Genomic DNA, 17,014 nt, shown 5'->3' with positions numbered 1-17,014 from the left:
CTTGTTCCCCCGTCCCGCCACGGCGACCTATCTTGTGCCCATGACAGGCATCCCGCGGGACCGGCCCGGTGAACCGAACCCCCTGCACGCGCTCACCCTGGACGAGCTGCGCCGCCGTACGAGCATGAAGTGGCGCACCCACCCCGCGGACGTGCTGCCGCTGTGGGTGGCCGAGATGGATGTGCCGCTCGCCGCATCCGTCGTGCGCGCCGTCACCGACGCCATGGAACTCGGCGACACCGGCTACCCCGCCGGCACCGCCTACGCCGAGGCCCTCGCCGCTTTCGCCGACAAGAGGTGGGGCTGGGACGACCTGGCCGTGGAACGCACCGCGATCGTGCCCGACGTGATGCTGGGCGTCGTCGAGATGCTCAAACTGGTCACCGGACCCGGCGACCCGGTGATCGTCAACCCGCCGGTGTACCCGCCGTTCTACCAGTTCGTGACCCACCTGGACCGGAACGTCGTCGAGGCACCGCTCGGCCCCGACCTGCGGATCGACCTCGGCGTGCTGGAGGAGACGTTCAGCCGGGCCGTCGCCGGCGGCGGGCGGGCGGCCTTCCTGCTGTGCAGCCCGCACAACCCGACCGGCACCGTGCACACCACCGCCGAGCTCGCCGCCGTCGCCACCCTCGCGGAGCGCCACGGCGTCCGGGTCGTCGCCGACGAGATCCACGCGCCGGTCGTCACCGGCGACGCGCGGTTCGTGCCCTACCTGAGCGTGCCCGGCGCCGAGCGCGGCCTCTCGCTGATGTCGGCGTCCAAGGGCTGGAACCTCGCCGGGCTCAAGGCGGCCCTGGCCGTCGCGGGACCCGGCGCCGCCGCCGACCTGGCGCGGATGCCCGAGGAGGTCGGCCACGGACCGAGCCACGTCGGTGTCCTCGCCCACACCGCCGCCCTGCGAGAGGGCACCGCCTGGCTGGACGCCGTACTCGCCGGACTCGACGAGAACCGGCGGCTGCTCACCGACCTGCTCGCCGAGCACCTGCCCGGCGTCGTCCACCACCCCGGGGACGCGACCTACCTTGCCTGGCTCGACTGTCGCGCCCTCGGCCTCGGCGACGACCCGGCGGAGGTCTTCCTCGACCGGGGCCGGGTGGCCCTCAGCTCCGGCATCCCCTTCGGCAGCGGCGGAGCGGGACACGTACGGCTCAACCTGGCGACCTCGCCCGAGGTGCTCACGGAGGCGGTGCGCAGGATGGCGGCGGCCGGGCCCTGGACTTCCGGGCCCCGGACTTCCGGGCCCTAGACTTCCGGAGCATGGACGACGAAGCGTCACTGGCCCGGCTCGCCACCGGCAAGTACCTGCTGGTCACCACCTACCGGAAGAACGGCACCCCGGTCGCCACCCCGGTGTGGGTCGTACGGGACGGGGACGCGCTGGGCGTCTGGACGGTCGCCGACTCCTGGAAGGTCAAGCGCGTCCGCAACCGCGCCGACGTCCTGGTCGGCCCCTGCGACGTGCGCGGCAGGCCGGCGGGCGACCAGATTCCGGGGACGGCGGAGATCTGCGACCCGGCCACCACGGCCCGCTACCGGCGGCTGCTCGCCCGCAAGTACGGCGTCGTCGGCCGGCTCACCCTCCTCGGCAGCCGGCTGCGCCGGGGACCGTCCGGCACCGTGGGGATCCGCGTCACGCTCACGCCCGGACCGGCCGCTGCCGGGAACTGACCCGCCCTCAGGTCCAGGCCCGGTACGGCTCGTCGACCAACTGGAAGACGGGCTCGCCCCGCACCGGGTCCTTGACCGTGGACAGCCGCACCCGGTCGCCGCTGTGGATGCCGATGAGCGGGCCCATGACCCGGCCGCGCAGCACGAATCCCTCGGCCATCTCGATCAGGGACACGTTGCGCGCGCCGGGGGTGTTGCGGTGCACCACGGTGGCGTGCCGCACCGTCCCCATGCCCTCGCTGCGTTCCGTCCGCAGCTCGCTTCCGCGACAGACCGGGCACAGCACCCGGTGGTACATGGCGGTGCCGCACCAGGTGCAGCGCTGGAAGACGACGGCCTCGGTGTCGGGGGCCCGGTCCTTGGAGTCCAGCAGGCCCGTCATGGAGCCGGCTCCCTGCTGAGCGACGTTTCCTGAGTGGTACACGCTGGTCAACTCCCTGCACTCGAGCCGGAATCCCGCGTGCGCGGTCACCGGGCACGCGTGTGCGCGGCTCACCGTGCCACCGTGCACGGGCCACAGCGTATGGCACTGAGTGTCACGCGTAAAGGTACTCGGTACCCTTGATTCGGGTCCGGTCGCGGTCAGTCGCGTGCCAGTGCGCTCTCGATCTCGCGCACCACCTGCCACAAGGGTGTCCCGCGGCGCGCGGCCACGACCACCACGTCCTCGGGCGACTCGCCGCGGGGCGGCACGGGCACCCCGCCGAACGCGGACTGCGCGTACCCCAGCGCGTGGTCCACCGCGGCGCCCGCGTCGTCCCGGCCGTCCGAACGCAGCCAGGACCGCAGGGCGTTGTTGTGCGCGGCGACCACCGCTGCCGCGATCACGTCGGCGCGCAGGATGCCGTCCGGGCGTCCGCCCAGGCGTCCGCGCAGATACTCGGCGAGGGCGCGTTCGTAGCGCCACACCACCGACAACTCGTAGGCACGCAGCCCGGGGACCTTCTTGGTGAGGTGGTAACGCTGCACCGAGAACGCGGGGTTCTCGGCGTACATGCGCAGCACCAGCCGGGCCGCGTCGCAGACCCGCCGTACCGGGTCGGTGTCCTCGGGGGAGGCCGCCAGGAAGGCCGTCATGTCGGCCAGGCACCGTTCGTGGTCGGGGAAGACCACGTCGTCCTTGGACGGGAAGTACCGGAAGAACGACCGCCGTCCGACGCCGGCGAGGGCGACGATGTCGTCCACGGTCGTCTGTTCGTATCCCCGCTCCAGGAACAGCCGGAACGCCGCCGCGACCAACGCCTCCCGCATGGGCGGCCGGGGCGCCGCACTGCTGGTGCTCATGAAGGGGAACGTAGCAGCCCGCCGCTGGTTCTGGCACTCAGTGCAGTGGCGGGAGGGAACTGAGTGCATCCGATGCCCCACGGCCCCGCGGTGCGCGCTCGCCGCCTGCGCGGCCCGGCCGTCTAGCATGACCGCCATGGACGTGTTCCTGGACCGGCTCGACCCGGACATGTGCGTCGTCACGGCCGCCGCGGACGGGGAACGGGCCGGCTGCCTGGTCGGCTTCTCCTCGCAGTGTTCCCTGCGGCCCGTGCGGTACGTCGTGTGGATCTCCGACGTCAACCGCACCTACCGCGTCGCCCGGTCCGCCGATGTCCTGGCGGTCCATCTGCTCGCCCGCGACCAGCACGCGACGGCCGAGATCTTCGGCGGGCGGACCGGTGACAGCGTCGACAAGTTCCGGCGGGTCCGCTGGCGGGAGGCGTACGGCGGGGCCGTCGTGCTGGAGGACGCCGAGGCGTGGTTCGTCGGCCGGGTCGTGGAGCGGGCCGCGGGGGGCGACCACGTCGGTTTCGTCCTCGAGCCGGTCGAGTGGGGCGGACGGGAGGAGGTCGCCGGACCGCTGCTGCGGCTCGCCGACGCCCGCACCATCCGGCCCGGGCACCCGGTGGACTGACGCGCGCCCGCCGGTCAGCGGACGGCGCCCGCCGGTCAGCGCCCGGCGGTCAGAGTCCGCAGGTCAGCGCCCGGCGGTGCTCCGTTCGACCAGTGCCTCGGTGACCGCGCGCACGCTGCGCGCGATGTGCTGCAACTGGAGGACCTCCGCCGCGTACAGCTTGATGGTGTGCTCGATGACCCCCTCGTGCAGCCCGAGCCGCGGCAGGTCCGCCCGGGCGGTCTGCAGAGCGGTGCGGGCCACCCGGATCTCGTGCTGGACCTGGATCTGCGCATGACGGGCGAGGAGGACCGGGTGCCGGATCAGGGCCGGATAGCCGGCGTAGCGGGCCGGGACCAGCTCGCGCAGCCACCTGGTGGCCGAGCGTTCCCAGTCGTAGCTGCCGGGCGTCTTGACCTGGCAGGGCCAGTCCGGGCTGATGCGCGTGGTCGTCAGGAGCATGATCATCGCTTCCGGGTGTGCGGCGTCGACGGGGTGGGCGACGGGTGGGGGCGGTCCCGGTCCAGGGGACGACCGGGACCGCCGCGGGCGCTCGCGCAGGCGATGCCCGACCGGAACACCCGGGCGCCGGAGCGGGTAGGAGTCGGCGGCCGAGGTGTTCGCGGCAGGTGTGGACGCGCTCCGGTGCGGCCGGGTCGCGATCCGTGAGCAGTATTTATATATGCTATCCGCTTTGCAAGACGTATGGAAACATTCATGCCTGCTTTGACGGGATGGCCCCCTCTGCGCCGACCAATCACCGGGCCGGGCACGGGGAGGCTCGTTCTTCGCAGGTGTCGCTCAGTCCCGCAGGAAGAACTGGTGCTGGTCCGCGACCTGCTCGTACTCCTCCAGCCGGGCCTGCGTCCGCCCCGGATCGGCGTCGGTCATGGCCTGGAGCAGCGCCGCGCACATCACGCCCGGCGCCGCGTAGGAGTCGAAGACCAGCCGGGACCCCGTGCCGGTCGCGAACGTGACGTCGGCCTCGTCCACGAGCGGGCCGAGCGCCAGGTCGGTGATCAGCGCCACCTTCAGGCCGGCACCGCGTGCCACCCGGACGGCGCCCAGGGTCTCGTGGGCGTGCCGGGGCATGGAGAAGGCCAGCACCCAGGTGCCGCCCGCCTCCCGGGACTGGAGCAGGGCGTCGTAGGCGACGGTGCCGCCCCGGGTCACCAGGCGTACGTCGGGATGGACGCGGCGGGCGGCGTAGGCGAAGTACTCGGCGAGCGAGACGGAGATGCGCAGCCCGAGGACGGTCAGCGGCGCCGAGGAGGCGAGCTTGCGGCCGACGTCGATCACCCGGTCCGCGTCGGCGAAGTCGCGCCGCAGGTTCTCCAGGTTCTCGATCTCGGCATCGACCGCCGCCTGGAGTTCGTTGCCCCGGTTCTCCTCGGCCGCGGCTGCGGCCCCGCCGCGGCCGCCCAGCGCGATCGCCTGGAGTTGCTCCCGCAACGCCGGGTAACCGCTGAAGCCGACCGCCGAGGCGAACCGCGTCACCGACGGCTGACTCACCCCGACCCGGTCGGCGAGGTCGGTGATCGACAGGAACGCCGCCTCGGTGAGGTGCTCGATGAGGTACTGCGCGATGCGCCGCTGTCCCGGGGACAGGCGAGGCCGGTCGAACAGCGTCCTGAGCCGGGTGGTGGGGGAGACCTCCGACTCCGGGGCCGCCCGTCCCGAGGTGATCGCCGATGCCTGCGCACGTGCCTGCTGCGGCGATGGCACGGGTGCGCCTCCCTTGTCTCCCACGGAGGTCAACATAGCTCACCCCTCGTGTCCGGCAGGGCCTGTGCCCGGACGGGGATAGCACCGCGCCGTACGGGAACCCGCCGCGACGGAAGAACCCACGGGCACGCGAGCGCCTACGGACACCACGAGCCCACGGACACCACGAGCCCACGGACACGCACGAGGAGCCGACGCCATGACCGTCCCGGAAGAGAACCGGCCGAAGAACGACACCCCCGACGACGTTCTCGACCAGCGCAGGCAGGACGCGCCCCGCCCTCCGGGCGGCACCGGCCGGACCCTGCGCGAGGCCCTCGAGGAGGCACACGTCCGCCCCGACGACTACGACGAGAAGTGACCGCCGCGCAAGGCATCGCCTCACACCGGCGGTACCACCAGGTCGGCCCGGTGCCGGGTCGCGGCGACGAGTTCGGCGTTGCGCTGGTCTGGGCCGAGCGCCCACGCGGCGGCCTCCGCCGGTGACTTGCCGTAACGCTCGTGCCGTGCCGTGAGCCGCCGGACCCGCTCCGCCTCCGCCGGCCCGCAGAACCACACCTCGTCGAGCCGGGACCGCACCCGCGCCCAGGCCCCGGTCTCCAGCAGCAGGTAGTTGCCCTCCGTCACGACCAGGCGGGCGGAGGGCGGCACCGGTACGGCCCCGGCGATGGGCTGCTCCAGTACCCGCTCGAAGCCGGGCGCATACACGATGTCGCCGTCGCTCTCCTCGCGCAGCCTCCGCAGCAGCGCGGCGTAACCGGCCGCGTCGAAGGTGTCCGGCGCGCCCTTGCGGTCCCGGCGGCCGAGCCGGTCCAGTTCGGCGTCGGCGAGGTGGAAGCCGTCCATCGGCACGTGCGCCACCCACGGCTCGCCGGTGCCGTTCAGCTCCCGCACCAGACGGTCGGCGAGCGTCGACTTCCCCGCGCCCGGGCTGCCCGCGATGCCCAGGATCGCGCGCCGCCCACCCCGGGGGAGAGCGCGGGCACGGGTGAGCAGGTCGTCGAAGGTCAGCGGCACACCGCACAGTGTGTCACCCGATGTGCCACCCGATGTGCCACCCGATGTGCCACCCGATGTGTCACCCGATGTGTCACCCGATGGGACGCACGCTCGCGGGGAACTGTGGGGATATGACGACGCAGCTCGGACTCCCCGACGACATCCAGGCCTGCCTCTTCGACCTCGACGGGGTCGTCACGAAGACGGCCGTGGTGCACGCCGCCGCCTGGAAGGCGACCTTCGACGCCTTCCTGCGCGAGCGGGACGGCGCGGACTTCCGCCCCTTCACCGACTCCGACTACGACCAGTACGTCGACGGCCGCCCCCGCGCCGACGGCGTCCGCTCCTTCCTCGCCTCCCGCGGCATCGAACTGCCCGAGGGCGGCCCCGACGACCCTCCGGACGCGGGCACCGTCAACGGCGTCGGCAACCGCAAGAACGAGCTGCTCCTCGAGAAGATCCGCACCGACGGAGTGGAGCCGTACGAGGGCACCCTGCGCTACATCGACGCGGTACGCGCCGCCGGGCTCGCCACCGCGATCGTCTCCTCCAGCGCCAACACCCGGGACGTGCTGCACTCCATCGACGCCGAGCGGCTGTTCGACGTACGGATCGACGGAGTGGTGGCCCGGGAACGGAAACTGCCCGGCAAACCACACCCGGACACCTTCCTCGCCGCCGCCCGCGACCTCGGCGTCGAAGCGTCCCGCGCCGCCGTCTTCGAGGACGCGCTGGCCGGCATGGACGCGGGCCGCTCCGGGCACTTCGGGTACGTCGTCGGCGTCGACCGCGTCGGCCAGAGAGACGCCCTCTACGCCCACGGCGCCGACCGCGTCGTCAAGGACCTCACCGAACTGGAAGGCCGCGCGTGATCACCAACCGGACGTACACCGTGGAGCCCTGGCGCGTGCGCGAGACGGCCCTCAGCCTCGACCTCCTGGCGCAGAGCGAGTCCGTCTTCGCCCTCTCCAACGGGCACGTCGGCTGGCGCGGCAACCTCGACGAGGGCGAACCGCACGGACTGCCCGGCAGCTACCTCAACGGCGTGTACGAACTGCACCCGCTGCCGTACGCCGAAGCGGGCTACGGCTACCCGGAGTCGGGCCAGACCGTCATCAACGTCACCAACGGCAAGCTGCTGCGGCTGCTGGTCGACGACGAACCCTTCGACCTGCGCTACGGACGGCTCGGCAAGCACGAACGCACCCTGGACCTCAGGCGCGGCGTGCTCGAGCGGACCTGCGAGTGGACCTCACCGGCAGGCACGACCGTCCGGGTGCGCTCCACCCGGCTCGTCTCCCTCACCCAGCGCGCCATCGCCGCCGTGCAGTACGAGGTCGAGCCCGTCGACAGCCGGACCCGGGTGGTCATCCAGTCGGAACTGGTCACCAACGAGAGCCTGCCCACCCCCGACGGCGACCCGAGGGCGGCCCGGGCACTGCAGTCCCCGCTGGAACCGGAGGAGGACCAGGCCATCGGGTCGCGGCTGCGTCTGGTGCACCGCACCCGGCGCAGCGGTCTGCGGGTCGCCGTGGCCGCCGACCACGTCGTCGACGCCCCCGGGGAGATCACCACCAGCAGCGAGAGCAACGCGGACGTGGCCCGCCTGACCCTCACCTCCGTCCTGGAGCCGGGGCAGCGGCTGCGGGTGCAGAAGACCGTCGCCCACGGCTGGTCCGGCGCCCGCTCCCGGCCCGCGATGGGCGACCAGGTCGAGGCGGCGCTGGCCGCCGCCGCCCACGGCGGCTGGGACGGCCTGGTGGCCGAACAGCGCGCCTACCTCGACGACTTCTGGGCTCGCGCGGACGTCGAGGTGCACGGCGACGAGGAGATCCAGCAGGCCGTCCGCTTCGCCCTGTTCCACGTGCTGCAGGCCGGGGCCCGCGCCGAGCAGCGAGCCATTCCGGCCAAGGGACTGACCGGTTCCGGATACGACGGACACGCGTTCTGGGACACCGAGATGTTCGTGCTGCCCCTGCTGACCTACACCGCGCCCAAGGCCGTCGCCGAGGCGTTGCGCTGGCGGCAGGGCACCCTGCCCGCCGCCCGGGACCGCGCCACCCAGCTCGGGCTGCGCGGCGCCGCGTTCCCGTGGCGAACCATCGACGGCTCGGAGGGCTCCGCGTACTGGCCGGCCGGCACGGCGGCCTTCCACGTGGCCGCCGACATCGCGCACGCCGCGGTGCGCTACACGGCGGCGACCGGCGACACCGACTTCGAACGCGAGACCGCCCTGGAACTCCTCGTGGAGACGGCCCGGCTGTGGCGCTCCCTCGGCCACCACGACCCCCACGGCGTGTTCCACATCGACGGCGTCACAGGACCGGACGAGTACAGCGCCGTGGTCGACGACAACACGTACACCAACCTGATGGCGCGCTCCAACCTGCTCGCCGCGGCCGACGTGTGTGAACGCCACCCCGAGGAGGCGACCCGGCTCGGCGTCGACGAGGAGGAGAGCGCCGCCTGGCGGGACGCCGCCGAGGCCGCGCACATCCCCTACAACGACGAGATCGGCGTCCACGAGCAGCACGCCGGCTTCACCCGCCACCAGCGCTGGGACTTCGCCGGCACCGGCGCCGACCAGTACCCGCTGATGCTGCACTTCCCCTACTTCGACATCTACCGCAAGCAGGTCGTCAAGCAGTCCGACCTCGTGCTGGCCATGTACACCTGCGGCAGTTGGTTCGACGCCCACTGCGACGAGGACCAGATCGCCGCGAACTTCGCCTACTACGAGGCGCTGACCGTGCGGGACTCCTCCCTGTCCGCGTGCTGCCAGGCCGTCGTCGCCGCCCAGACGGGGCACCTGCGGCTGGCCTACGACTACGCCACCGAGGCCGCCCTCATGGACCTGGCGGACCTGGAGCACAACACCCGCGACGGACTGCACATCGCCTCGCTGGCCGGTACGTGGATGGCGCTGGTCGCCGGATTCGGCGGCACCCGCCGGCACGGCGACGGCCTGCGCTTCACGCCCCGCCTGCCGGAGAAGCTCAGCCGGCTCGCCTTCCGGCTCCAGTTCCGCGGCCGGTGCCTCCAGGTGGAGATCGACGGGAGCAAGGCGACGTACTCGCTGCTGACCGGACCGCCCCTGACGATTCACCACCACGGCACCGAGGCGCACGTGAACGGAGACGGCCCCGTCACCCTCGCCATTTCCGCCCCGAAGCGGCGCCCCACACCCGAACAGCCCCCGCACCGCCGCCCCGCGCCCGCCGACCGACCCGGCCCGGGGTGACGCAGACGGAGGAGACCGCGCGACCGGCCGAGTTCCGCCCTGCACATCGGCGGCACGCGGGTTAGTTTGACCTTGTTTTCAGCATTTCAGTCAAATTTTCAGCATCTCAGCATTTCATCGTTTCCGGGTTTTCCGGTTTCCGGGCTCCAGCCACGGCGGCAGGAGGTGAGGACCGAGCGGCCCCGCGGCAAGCGGGGGTGAGGGGTGCACGATGGCCGACGGCGCCGACGCCATTGTCGTCGGCAGACGACGGGGCGAGGCGGCGAGGACGCCGGGCACCCCCCGGCGGCTGCGCGCCGACGCACCCGTCGCGGCGGTCGCCGCCGTCTTCACCCTGGCCCAACTGGTCTTCGTCCACCCCGCGATGGGTCTCGGCTGGGACGAGATCGTGTACACCAGCCAGGTCACCACCCACCACCCCGCCGCCTTCTTCAGCGCGCCCCGCTCCCGGGGCGTCTCCCTGCTGGTGGCACCCGTGGCCTCCTGGTCGGCCTCCACCGAACTGCTGCGCGTCTACCTCGCCGTGCTGTCGGGCCTCGGCCTGTACCTCGCCCTGCGCGCCTGGAAGGGCCTGTTCCCGGCCCGGGTCCTCGCCACCGCGGGCGGGTTCTTCGCCACCCTGTGGGTGACCCTCTTCTACGGCCCCCAGGCCATGCCCAACTACTGGGTCGCGATCGGTGCCCTGGTCACCGTGGGCTGCTTCCTGCGGGCCCGGCGGGGCCACCCCGGCCGGGGCCCGCTGTGGGGGGTGGCGGCCGGGGCCGCCCTGATGGCCCTGATGCGGCCCACCGACGCGGTCTGGGTGACCGTACCCCTGCTCGTCCTGGCCCTCGCCCTCGTCCTCGTACGCCGCCACTGGCCGCTGCTGCTCGCCCTCGTGGGAGGCCTGGCGGTCGGCGGCGTGGAGTGGATGATCGAGGCGTACGCCTGGTACGGCGGCGTGGGGGAGCGGCTGTCCCGCGCCTCCGAGATCCAGGGCGGCCTCGGCTGGAACCTCGCCGTCGACGACCAGATGCGCAGCCTCGGCGGACGAGGCCTGTGCCGCCCGTGCACCGGAGCGATGCCGCACCCCGTGGTCACCCTGTGGTGGACGGTGCTCCCGTTCGTCGCCGTCCTCGGCGTGGTCGTCGCGGTACGGGCCCGGCGGGCCGTCACGACGCTGGTCCCGTTCGCCTGCGCCCTGACGGCCGCCGCGCCGTACCTGTTCATGATCGGATACGCGGCGCCCCGCTTCCTTCAGCCCGCCTACGCCCTGCTCGCCCTCCCGGTCGCCGACGCGCTGTGGCACCTGGCCAGGACCGGCCGCGGCCGGTGGCGGCCGGTGGCCGCGCCGCTTGTCGCGCTCGCGCTGGCCGGGCATCTGGCGGTCCAGTTCGCGGTCCTCGTGGGCACCGTGAACCGGAACGTCGAAAGCCGCGAGGACTGGGCCCGGGTCGCCGACGCGCTGCACCGGCTCGGCGTCCGCCCGCCGTGTCTGCTCACCGGGCACGAGTCCATCCCGATCGGCTACTACACCGGCTGCTCCTCCGGCGCGACCGGCGGCAACAACGAGAACACCACCGCCGCCGAGATCGAGGACACCGCCCGGCGGATCCCGGTCGCCGCCATCACAGGACCGGGCGGCACCACGCCCGGCTACGCCCGCGACTGGACCCCGCACCGCATCACCGACCTGGAGATCCGCGTCGCACCCCCGGGTTAGAGATCGCGGATCGGGAAACGCGAACCGGACAACGGGACGACCGAGCCGACGCAGCGCGAGAGGGAGGCAACGATGGGCACGGACCCGATGGCCGACGACGCCTACCAGCCCACCGGTACCAACGAGGAGCAGGCGGACGCCGCGCCCCTCGACCTCGAGGACGCCGTCGACGAACGGACCTACGACGACACGCTCGACGAGGGCTACTCCCCGCCCGAGAAGCCACTCGGCGTGACCAAACACGGCACCACGGCCGCCGAGCAGCACGACGGCGAGAGTCTCGACGAACGACTCGCCGAGGAGGAGCCCGACGTGTCGGCGCCGGACGGGGACGGCGTGGGCGACGAGCCCGGTGGCGAGGGCGAACCCGTCGACCGGGAGGCGGGCACCGAACGCTCGGGCCGCCTGGTCGCTCCCGACGAGGGCGTACGCACCGACACGACCAAGGAGACGGTCGCCGAGGACGTCGGCATCGACGGCGGGGCCGCGGGCGCCGAGGAGGCCGCCATGCACGTCGTGGACGACGCGGAGGACGACGGGGCGGGCCCCGGCCGGACGGGCTGAGCCGGCTGCCGGAGCCCGGGGCGGGTCAGGGCAGCAGCTTGTCGAGGGCCGCCGGGCCCTCCTCGGTCAGCTTGCGCCTGGCCCATTCCAGGTTCTGCTCAGTGACGTCCCGGCCGGCGGCCAGGACGAGGTCCTCCGGGGACACGTCCTGGCCGGTGCGGGCGTGGAGCAGGGCGTCCGGAGTGGCGCGGTCGTCGTCCGCGCCGGTTTCGGACGGTCGGGAGGCGTCGGGCTGTGAGGTCGACATGATCAGTGCTCCTCGGATCCGGATCGCTGCTTCGGTGCCGTACTGTTGTCGGTCCCGAATGTCCCGATAACACCATTCAATGCGGAAACGTCCGGCGCATCCTGAAGGGCCGCGAGGTCCGACGTGCCGCCCGGGACACCCCGACGTGTAATGGGAGCCATCGAGCGTTTCCCCCGGCAGAAGGACCACGGCCATGGCACGTAGGCGCACCGGCGTCGGGGGACGGGGGGCGGGCGGAGTGGGCGGCCTGCGGCGGTGGGGCGAGTGGTGTGCCCGGCACGGGATGATCGTGGTCGTCGCGTGGCTGGCCGCCCTGGTGGCGCTGTTCCTGACCAACCGCACCTTCGGCGGGGACTACTCGGACGACTTCACACTGCCCTCGGCCCAGTCCCAGCAGGGCCTGGACGTCCTGAAACGGCACGATCCGGCGGCCGGCGGCTACAGCAGCCAGATCGTCGTGCACGACGACGACAAGCCGCTGACCGCCCTGGACTCGCAGATGGCCACCACGGTGGGCGATCTGCAGAAACTGCCGCACGTCCTGTCCGCCCAGAATCCGCTCACCGGCACCTCGTCCTCCAGCGGCCCGTCCTCGGACTCGTCGGACCAGCAGAACGTGGGCCCGCTGTCGACGGACGGCCGTACCGGCTACATCACCGTCCGCTTCGACATCCAGCCCGCCCAACTGGGCGACGGCTACCTGCACGGAGTCGACGAGGCGGTCCAGCCGCTGCGCTCGGCGGGCGCCGAGGTCGAGTACGGCGGCTCGCTCGGCGAGCTGGCCCGCCCCGACGCCGACGACCGGGTGAGCGAACTCATCGGTTTCGGCGTCGCGATCGTCGTCCTGCTGGTCGGCTTCGGCAGCGTACTGGCCGCCGTAGCGCCGCTGGTGACCGCGCTGATCGGGGTGGTCGGCGGTCTGGCCTGTCTCGGCCTGCTCGCCGCGGCGTTCACCTTCGCCACCGTGTCCCCGACGCTCGCCACGATGATCGGACTGGGCGTCGGCATCGACTACGCCCTGTTCCTGATCACCCGGCACCGGCAGAACCTCATGAACGGCGCCGACCCGGTGCGGGCGGCCGGACACGCCACCGGGACCAGCGGCCGGGCCGTCCTCGTCTCCGGCTGCACGGTGATCATCGCGCTGCTGGGACTGTACGCGTCCGGAGTGTCCTTCATCGGCAAGCTCGGCATCGCCGCCGCGGTGACGGTCGTCTCGGCCGTCCTGGGCGCGCTGACCCTGGTGCCCGCCCTGCTGGGCCTCGTCGGCCGGCACGTAGACCGCCTGCGGGTACGCCGTCCCGTCGCCGAGACCGACGCGGAGCCGGGCGCCGAGCCGCACGGCACCTGGCACCGCTACGCGCGGCGCGTTCAGCGGCGGCCCTGGCACTTTCTGGCCGCGGGCGTGGCGGCGCTCGCCGTGCTGGCCGTGCCCGTGTTCTCCCTCCAGCTCGGCCACATCGGTGACGGCGCCGACCCCACGTCCTTCACCGACCGGCGGGCCTACGACCTGATGTCCGACGCATTCGGGCCCGGGGCCAACGGCCCGCTGACCGTGGTCGTCGACCAGAGCGGCGTACCCCAGTCGCAGCGCTCGGACCTCGCCTCGCGGGTCACGAAGGACCTCGGCGACGTCTCCGGCACGGCCGCGGTGACACCGGTGACCCCGACCCAGGACGGCGACGTCCTGCTCGCCACCGTCTACCCGAAGCGCTCCCCGCAGAGCGCCGCCGCCACCGACCTGACCAACCGCCTGGTCGACAGCACCCTGCCGGACGCGGTCGCCGGCACCGACGCGAAGGGCTACGTCACCGGCACCACCGCCGCCCAGGTCGACTTCCGCGACATCGTCGCCGACCGGCTGCCCCTCATCATCGCGGTCGTCGTCGCCCTGGCCTTCCTGATCATCCTCGCTGTCTTCCGCGGCCTCCTGGTCGCCCTCAAGGCCGCCGTCCTCAACGTGCTGTCGATCGCCGCCTCCTACGGCGTCGTCGTGGCCGTCTTCCAATGGGGTTGGGGCGGGCCCGCGCTGGGGGTCTCCGGAACGGTGCCCATCGAGAGCTACGTCCCGATGATGATGTTCGCGATCATCTTCGGACTGAGCATGGACTACGAGATCTTCCTGCTCTCCCGGGTGCACGAGGCGTGGCTGCGCACCGGGGACGCCGAGGGCTCGGTGGCCCACGCCCTGGAGATCACCGCGCGGGTCATCACCTGCGCGGCCCTGATCATGGTGAGTGTCTTCGCCGCGTTCGTGGTCAGCGACAACATCGTGGTCAAGATGCTCGGGCTCGGCCTGGCCGTGAGCGTGCTCATCGACGCCACCGTCGTACGCCTGCTCCTGGTGCCCGCCGTGATGACCCTGCCGGGACGGCACGCCTGGTGGACGCCGCGGTGGCTCGACCGGATCCTGCCTCACATCGACGCGGAGGGCGAGCACGTGGGCGGCGTCAGTCCCCGGCAGGCGAAGGAGTGAGGACGAGCATCGTGACGTCGTCCTGCACGTTTGGGCAGAAGCGCACGAGATCCGCCCAGACCCGCCGGGGAAGCGCGGCGGAGTCCTCGCCCGCGAAGGCGGCAAGCCGCTCGGCCAGCGGATAGAACGCGCCGCTGTCGTCCCTGGCCTCGACCACGCCGTCGGAGGCGAGGAAGAGCCGGTCGCCGGGGCGCAGGGACACCGTGCGCGCCTCGATCGCCCCGGCGTCCGCCAGCCCCAGCCCGAGCGGCGTCCAGGGCGACACCTCCACCTCCGTGGCGTCCGCACCCCGCAGCAGCAGGGGCGGCGGGTTGCCGCAGACGACGACGCGTACCTCCAGGGCGTCGGCCGAGAACTCCAGCAGCGCGGCCGTCGCGAACAGCTCGGCGTGCCGCGCGTCCGCCGAGTCCACCAGCAGCCTGCGGTCCAGCCGCCCGGCCACCGACGCGAGGTCCGGCCGGTCCAGCACCGCCTCCCGGAACGCCCCAAGCAGCGAGGCGACCGTCGACACCGCCGACAGGCCGTGCCCCTGCACGTCCCCCGTCACCACCCGTACGCCGAAGGGGCCGTCCCGCACGTCGAAGAAGTCGCCCCCGACAAGGGTCCCGCGCTGCGCCGCCCGGTACAGACCCGCACAGCGCACCGCCCCGACCCGCTCGGGCAAGGGGGGTACGACGGCGTTCTGCGCGGCCTCCGCGACGGTGCGTTCCAGACCCAACTGGGCGTCGCGGCGACTGCGCACGAAGGACACGAAGACGCTGAGCACGGCCACGAAGACGATGGTCAGCAGGTCGGCGTCGCCCGGCCGGTCGAGCTGGAGGACCGGGATGTGCAGCAGCGCGATCACCACCCCGCCCAGCAGGGCGGTCGCCAGCGGTCCGTACGAGAGGACGGCCAGCGGCGGGATGGCGCCCAGCAGGAACCCGATCTCCAGGGGTTCGTCGCTGAGGAGGGTCGCCGCGCAGATCGCCACGACGAGGGCCGGCGGGAGCACCCGCACCCAGCGGGGCGGCGGAGCCCCGCTCAGCCAGCTCCGCCGGTCCTCGCCCCGGCGCGGTGGCAGGCCCGACACCTTTCGCACACCACCACGCTCCTACGCCCGCGCGCCGCCCGCACGCGGAGAGCCCGCCGGGCGCCGCAGCCGCACGCGCAGCCGCACGGACGGGCTCAGAAGGCGCCGAGCGTCAGCCGGAAGCCGGTGGGTGCCGTGTCCTGGATGTAGGAGGCGAAGTCGGCCACGTCGTCGAAGGCGAAGCCGTACGCCCTGCCGTCCTCGGTGGCCGCGTGCACGGCCTTCGAGTAGTGGTTGGTCAGACCGGTCCGGTAGAACGTGGCGGGGTCGGTCGTGGGCTGGTCGGCCGAGGAGACCAGCGTGGAGCGGTTGAAGCCGGCGCCGAGGACCGCGGCGACGGGACCGGTCGTGCCGTCGTTGGGCGCGGCGAGGGCGCCGTCGCAGAACAGCACGTCCCGGGTGGACGGCTTGCCGAAGGACACCTGGGCGGGTCCCTCGAAGGTCAGCCGGTCCCCGCGCACCCGGCCGGTGAACGTCCCGGCGTTGGTGGTGATCCTCAGGTCCTTGCCGGTGTAGGTGCTCCAGACCTCGTCGATGTACGGGGCGAGGTAGTCCTTGGGGAACAGACCGGCGTCCAGTCCGTGGCCCGGGGCGATCACGCGGGTGTCGTCCACGACCAGCGGCGCGAACTCCTCCACCTGCCGCAGCGCGGCGAACACGTCCGCACGTCCGCCCGCGCGCACGGTGCCGGTGGTCTGGTCCTTGGCGCCGGTCAGCCGGATGGCGAGCGGCACGCTGAACATGTCGACCATGGTGGTGTTGCAGAACATGCCGGAGGAGTTGTGGGTGAACTCCGCGCAGTCGTGCAGCACCCCGTAGTTCGGGTCGGACTCCACCCAGCCCGCCGGGTACTGGAGCGCGGCGTTGCCGGCGCCGTCGGCGACCACCTTGAACTTCAGCTTCTCGCCGAGGGCCACGTAGATCCGGCCGGAGAGGTACGGCAGGTTCAGCTTGGTCTCGCCGCTGCCGGACAGACTGATCGCGTAGTCGGTGAAGCCGTCGGCGCCGTTGTCGGAGAGGGCCACGGGTGCGACGGCGCCGTCGGGGGTGACGCGCACCTGTCGGCCGTCCACGTTGCCGACGATGTAGACGTGCACGTCGGCATTGCCGAAGGAGCCGGTGCTGTTGACGATCGTCAGCGGCAGGGCACCGGCGGCCTTGGTGCCGGACCCGGCCGCGGAGTCGTTCGAGCCGACGCCCGCGAGGGCGTGCGGGGCGACGGCTGCGGCGACCGGTGCGGCCACGACCATGCCGCCGAGGGCGACGAGGAGCTTGCGGCGGGCGAGCGGACGCTGGTGACGGGGAGTCATGTGGGGGTCTCCAGAGTGATCGGGGCGTGACGGCGCGAGAGCGGGACCCGGGAGTGGAAGCCTGAGAGCGCTCTCACGCGGTGCGCCGATGGTACGCAGAGCGGATGTCCCGGCCAACCGTCTCCCCG

Annotated in this window: 17 protein-coding genes; 9 read left to right on the top strand and 8 right to left on the bottom strand. The window is 72.7% G+C overall.

All coding sequences use genetic code 11. The features are described 5' to 3' along the window. The first annotated feature begins 40 nt into the window (after positions 1–40). Positions 41–1,249 (top strand): MalY/PatB family protein, encoded by a 1,209-nt coding sequence (locus KUM40_RS24625; RefSeq protein WP_217168278.1) that lies wholly within the window; start codon positions 41–43, stop codon positions 1,247–1,249. Positions 1,250–1,260: 11 nt separating this feature from the next. Further along, positions 1,261–1,671 (top strand): PPOX class F420-dependent oxidoreductase, encoded by a 411-nt coding sequence (locus KUM40_RS24620; RefSeq protein WP_217168277.1) that lies wholly within the window; start codon positions 1,261–1,263, stop codon positions 1,669–1,671. 7 nt (positions 1,672–1,678) lie between these two features. Here KUM40_RS24620 and KUM40_RS24615 read toward each other — a convergent pair whose 3' ends face one another. Continuing rightward, complete coding sequence (locus KUM40_RS24615) at positions 1,679–2,053, bottom strand: zinc ribbon domain-containing protein (RefSeq protein ID WP_254395531.1); 375 nt, start codon at positions 2,051–2,053, stop codon at positions 1,679–1,681. Positions 2,054–2,253: 200 nt separating this feature from the next. Further along, positions 2,254–2,955 (bottom strand): TetR family transcriptional regulator, encoded by a 702-nt coding sequence (locus KUM40_RS24610; protein ID WP_217168275.1) that lies wholly within the window; start codon positions 2,953–2,955, stop codon positions 2,254–2,256. Between the two features lie 127 nt (positions 2,956–3,082). Here KUM40_RS24610 and KUM40_RS24605 point away from each other — a divergent pair, with 127 nt between their 5' ends. Next, on the top strand, positions 3,083–3,571 hold the full coding sequence (locus KUM40_RS24605; RefSeq protein WP_217168274.1) for a flavin reductase family protein: 489 nt from the start codon (positions 3,083–3,085) through the stop codon (positions 3,569–3,571). Positions 3,572–3,634: 63 nt separating this feature from the next. Here KUM40_RS24605 and KUM40_RS24600 read toward each other — a convergent pair whose 3' ends face one another. Next, positions 3,635–4,018 carry a hypothetical protein gene (locus KUM40_RS24600; RefSeq protein ID WP_217168273.1) on the bottom strand — a complete coding sequence of 128 codons (384 nt, stop codon included), beginning with the start codon at positions 4,016–4,018 and terminating at the stop codon, positions 3,635–3,637. 333 nt (positions 4,019–4,351) lie between these two features. Then, the gene (locus KUM40_RS24595; RefSeq protein ID WP_217168272.1) at positions 4,352–5,275 is read right to left on the bottom strand and encodes a MurR/RpiR family transcriptional regulator; all 924 of its coding nucleotides are present in this window, start codon (positions 5,273–5,275) and stop codon (positions 4,352–4,354) included. Positions 5,276–5,474: 199 nt separating this feature from the next. On the opposite strand from KUM40_RS24595, the gene KUM40_RS24590 reads away from it, so the two are divergent. Beyond that, the gene (locus tag KUM40_RS24590; RefSeq protein ID WP_217168271.1) at positions 5,475–5,636 is read left to right on the top strand and encodes a hypothetical protein; all 162 of its coding nucleotides are present in this window, start codon (positions 5,475–5,477) and stop codon (positions 5,634–5,636) included. A 20-nt stretch (positions 5,637–5,656) separates the two neighbouring features. Here the strand turns inward: KUM40_RS24590 and KUM40_RS24585 are convergent, their stop codons facing one another. Continuing rightward, complete coding sequence (locus tag KUM40_RS24585; protein ID WP_217168270.1) at positions 5,657–6,292, bottom strand: nucleoside/nucleotide kinase family protein; 636 nt, start codon at positions 6,290–6,292, stop codon at positions 5,657–5,659. Between the two features lie 113 nt (positions 6,293–6,405). Here KUM40_RS24585 and KUM40_RS24580 point away from each other — a divergent pair, with 113 nt between their 5' ends. The 4 genes from KUM40_RS24580 to KUM40_RS24565 all read left to right on the top strand — a co-directional run bounded on the left by KUM40_RS24580 (position 6,406) and on the right by KUM40_RS24565 (position 11,781). Further along, entirely contained in the window at positions 6,406–7,146 is a 741-nt protein-coding gene (locus KUM40_RS24580; RefSeq protein WP_217168269.1) for a beta-phosphoglucomutase family hydrolase, read from the top strand. Further along, positions 7,143–9,515, top strand: a complete 2,373-nt coding sequence (locus tag KUM40_RS24575) for a glycoside hydrolase family 65 protein (protein ID WP_217168268.1) — start codon at positions 7,143–7,145, stop codon at positions 9,513–9,515. Before KUM40_RS24580 ends, KUM40_RS24575 begins: the two co-directional genes overlap by 4 nt. Positions 9,516–9,726: 211 nt before the next feature. Further along, positions 9,727–11,217, top strand: a complete 1,491-nt coding sequence (locus tag KUM40_RS24570) for a hypothetical protein (RefSeq protein ID WP_217168267.1) — start codon at positions 9,727–9,729, stop codon at positions 11,215–11,217. Positions 11,218–11,289: 72 nt separating this feature from the next. Beyond that, the gene (locus KUM40_RS24565) at positions 11,290–11,781 is read left to right on the top strand and encodes a DUF5709 domain-containing protein (protein WP_217168266.1); all 492 of its coding nucleotides are present in this window, start codon (positions 11,290–11,292) and stop codon (positions 11,779–11,781) included. A gap of 25 nt (positions 11,782–11,806) precedes the next feature. On the opposite strand, the gene KUM40_RS24560 is transcribed toward KUM40_RS24565, so the two are convergent. Next, entirely contained in the window at positions 11,807–12,028 is a 222-nt protein-coding gene (locus KUM40_RS24560) for a hypothetical protein (RefSeq protein WP_217168265.1), read from the bottom strand. A 193-nt stretch (positions 12,029–12,221) separates the two neighbouring features. Here KUM40_RS24560 and KUM40_RS24555 point away from each other — a divergent pair, with 193 nt between their 5' ends. After that, on the top strand, positions 12,222–14,504 hold the full coding sequence (locus tag KUM40_RS24555) for an MMPL family transporter (RefSeq protein WP_254395529.1): 2,283 nt from the start codon (positions 12,222–12,224) through the stop codon (positions 14,502–14,504). On the opposite strand, the gene KUM40_RS24550 is transcribed toward KUM40_RS24555, so the two are convergent. Both KUM40_RS24550 and KUM40_RS24545 read right to left on the bottom strand, forming a co-directional pair. Beyond that, entirely contained in the window at positions 14,479–15,585 is a 1,107-nt protein-coding gene (locus tag KUM40_RS24550; protein ID WP_217168264.1) for a PP2C family protein-serine/threonine phosphatase, read from the bottom strand. The two genes, KUM40_RS24555 and KUM40_RS24550, sit on opposite strands and share 26 nt — an antisense overlap. Before the next feature lie 86 nt (positions 15,586–15,671). Next, positions 15,672–16,886: a glycoside hydrolase family 64 protein gene (locus KUM40_RS24545; protein ID WP_217168263.1), complete on the bottom strand. Its 1,215-nt coding sequence runs from the start codon at positions 16,884–16,886 to the stop codon at positions 15,672–15,674. Positions 16,887–17,014: the final 128 nt, after the last annotated feature.

It is taken from the genome of Streptomyces sp. AC512_CC834 (assembly GCF_019049325.1).
GTDB lineage: Bacteria > Actinomycetota > Actinomycetes > Streptomycetales > Streptomycetaceae > Streptomyces.
This window is presented reverse-complemented; position numbering and strand designations above follow the sequence as displayed.

Excerpts from the sequence above, each read along its gene's own strand:
- KUM40_RS24625 (WP_217168278.1), top strand. The coding sequence starts at position 41 with ATGACAGGCATCCCGCGGGACCGGCCCGGTGAACCGAACCCCCTGCAC.
- KUM40_RS24620 (WP_217168277.1), top strand. The coding sequence starts at position 1,261 with ATGGACGACGAAGCGTCACTGGCCCGGCTCGCCACCGGCAAGTACCTG.
- KUM40_RS24615 (WP_254395531.1), bottom strand. The coding sequence starts at position 2,053 with ATGACGGGCCTGCTGGACTCCAAGGACCGGGCCCCCGACACCGAGGCC.
- KUM40_RS24610 (WP_217168275.1), bottom strand. The coding sequence starts at position 2,955 with ATGAGCACCAGCAGTGCGGCGCCCCGGCCGCCCATGCGGGAGGCGTTG.
- KUM40_RS24605 (WP_217168274.1), top strand. The coding sequence starts at position 3,083 with ATGACCGCCATGGACGTGTTCCTGGACCGGCTCGACCCGGACATGTGC.
- KUM40_RS24600 (WP_217168273.1), bottom strand. The coding sequence starts at position 4,018 with ATGATCATGCTCCTGACGACCACGCGCATCAGCCCGGACTGGCCCTGC.
- KUM40_RS24590 (WP_217168271.1), top strand. The coding sequence starts at position 5,475 with ATGACCGTCCCGGAAGAGAACCGGCCGAAGAACGACACCCCCGACGAC.
- KUM40_RS24580 (WP_217168269.1), top strand. The coding sequence starts at position 6,406 with ATGACGACGCAGCTCGGACTCCCCGACGACATCCAGGCCTGCCTCTTC.
- KUM40_RS24570 (WP_217168267.1), top strand. The coding sequence starts at position 9,727 with ATGGCCGACGGCGCCGACGCCATTGTCGTCGGCAGACGACGGGGCGAG.
- KUM40_RS24565 (WP_217168266.1), top strand. The coding sequence starts at position 11,290 with ATGGGCACGGACCCGATGGCCGACGACGCCTACCAGCCCACCGGTACC.
- KUM40_RS24560 (WP_217168265.1), bottom strand. The coding sequence starts at position 12,028 with ATGTCGACCTCACAGCCCGACGCCTCCCGACCGTCCGAAACCGGCGCG.
- KUM40_RS24555 (WP_254395529.1), top strand. The coding sequence starts at position 12,222 with ATGGCACGTAGGCGCACCGGCGTCGGGGGACGGGGGGCGGGCGGAGTG.
- KUM40_RS24545 (WP_217168263.1), bottom strand. The coding sequence starts at position 16,886 with ATGACTCCCCGTCACCAGCGTCCGCTCGCCCGCCGCAAGCTCCTCGTC.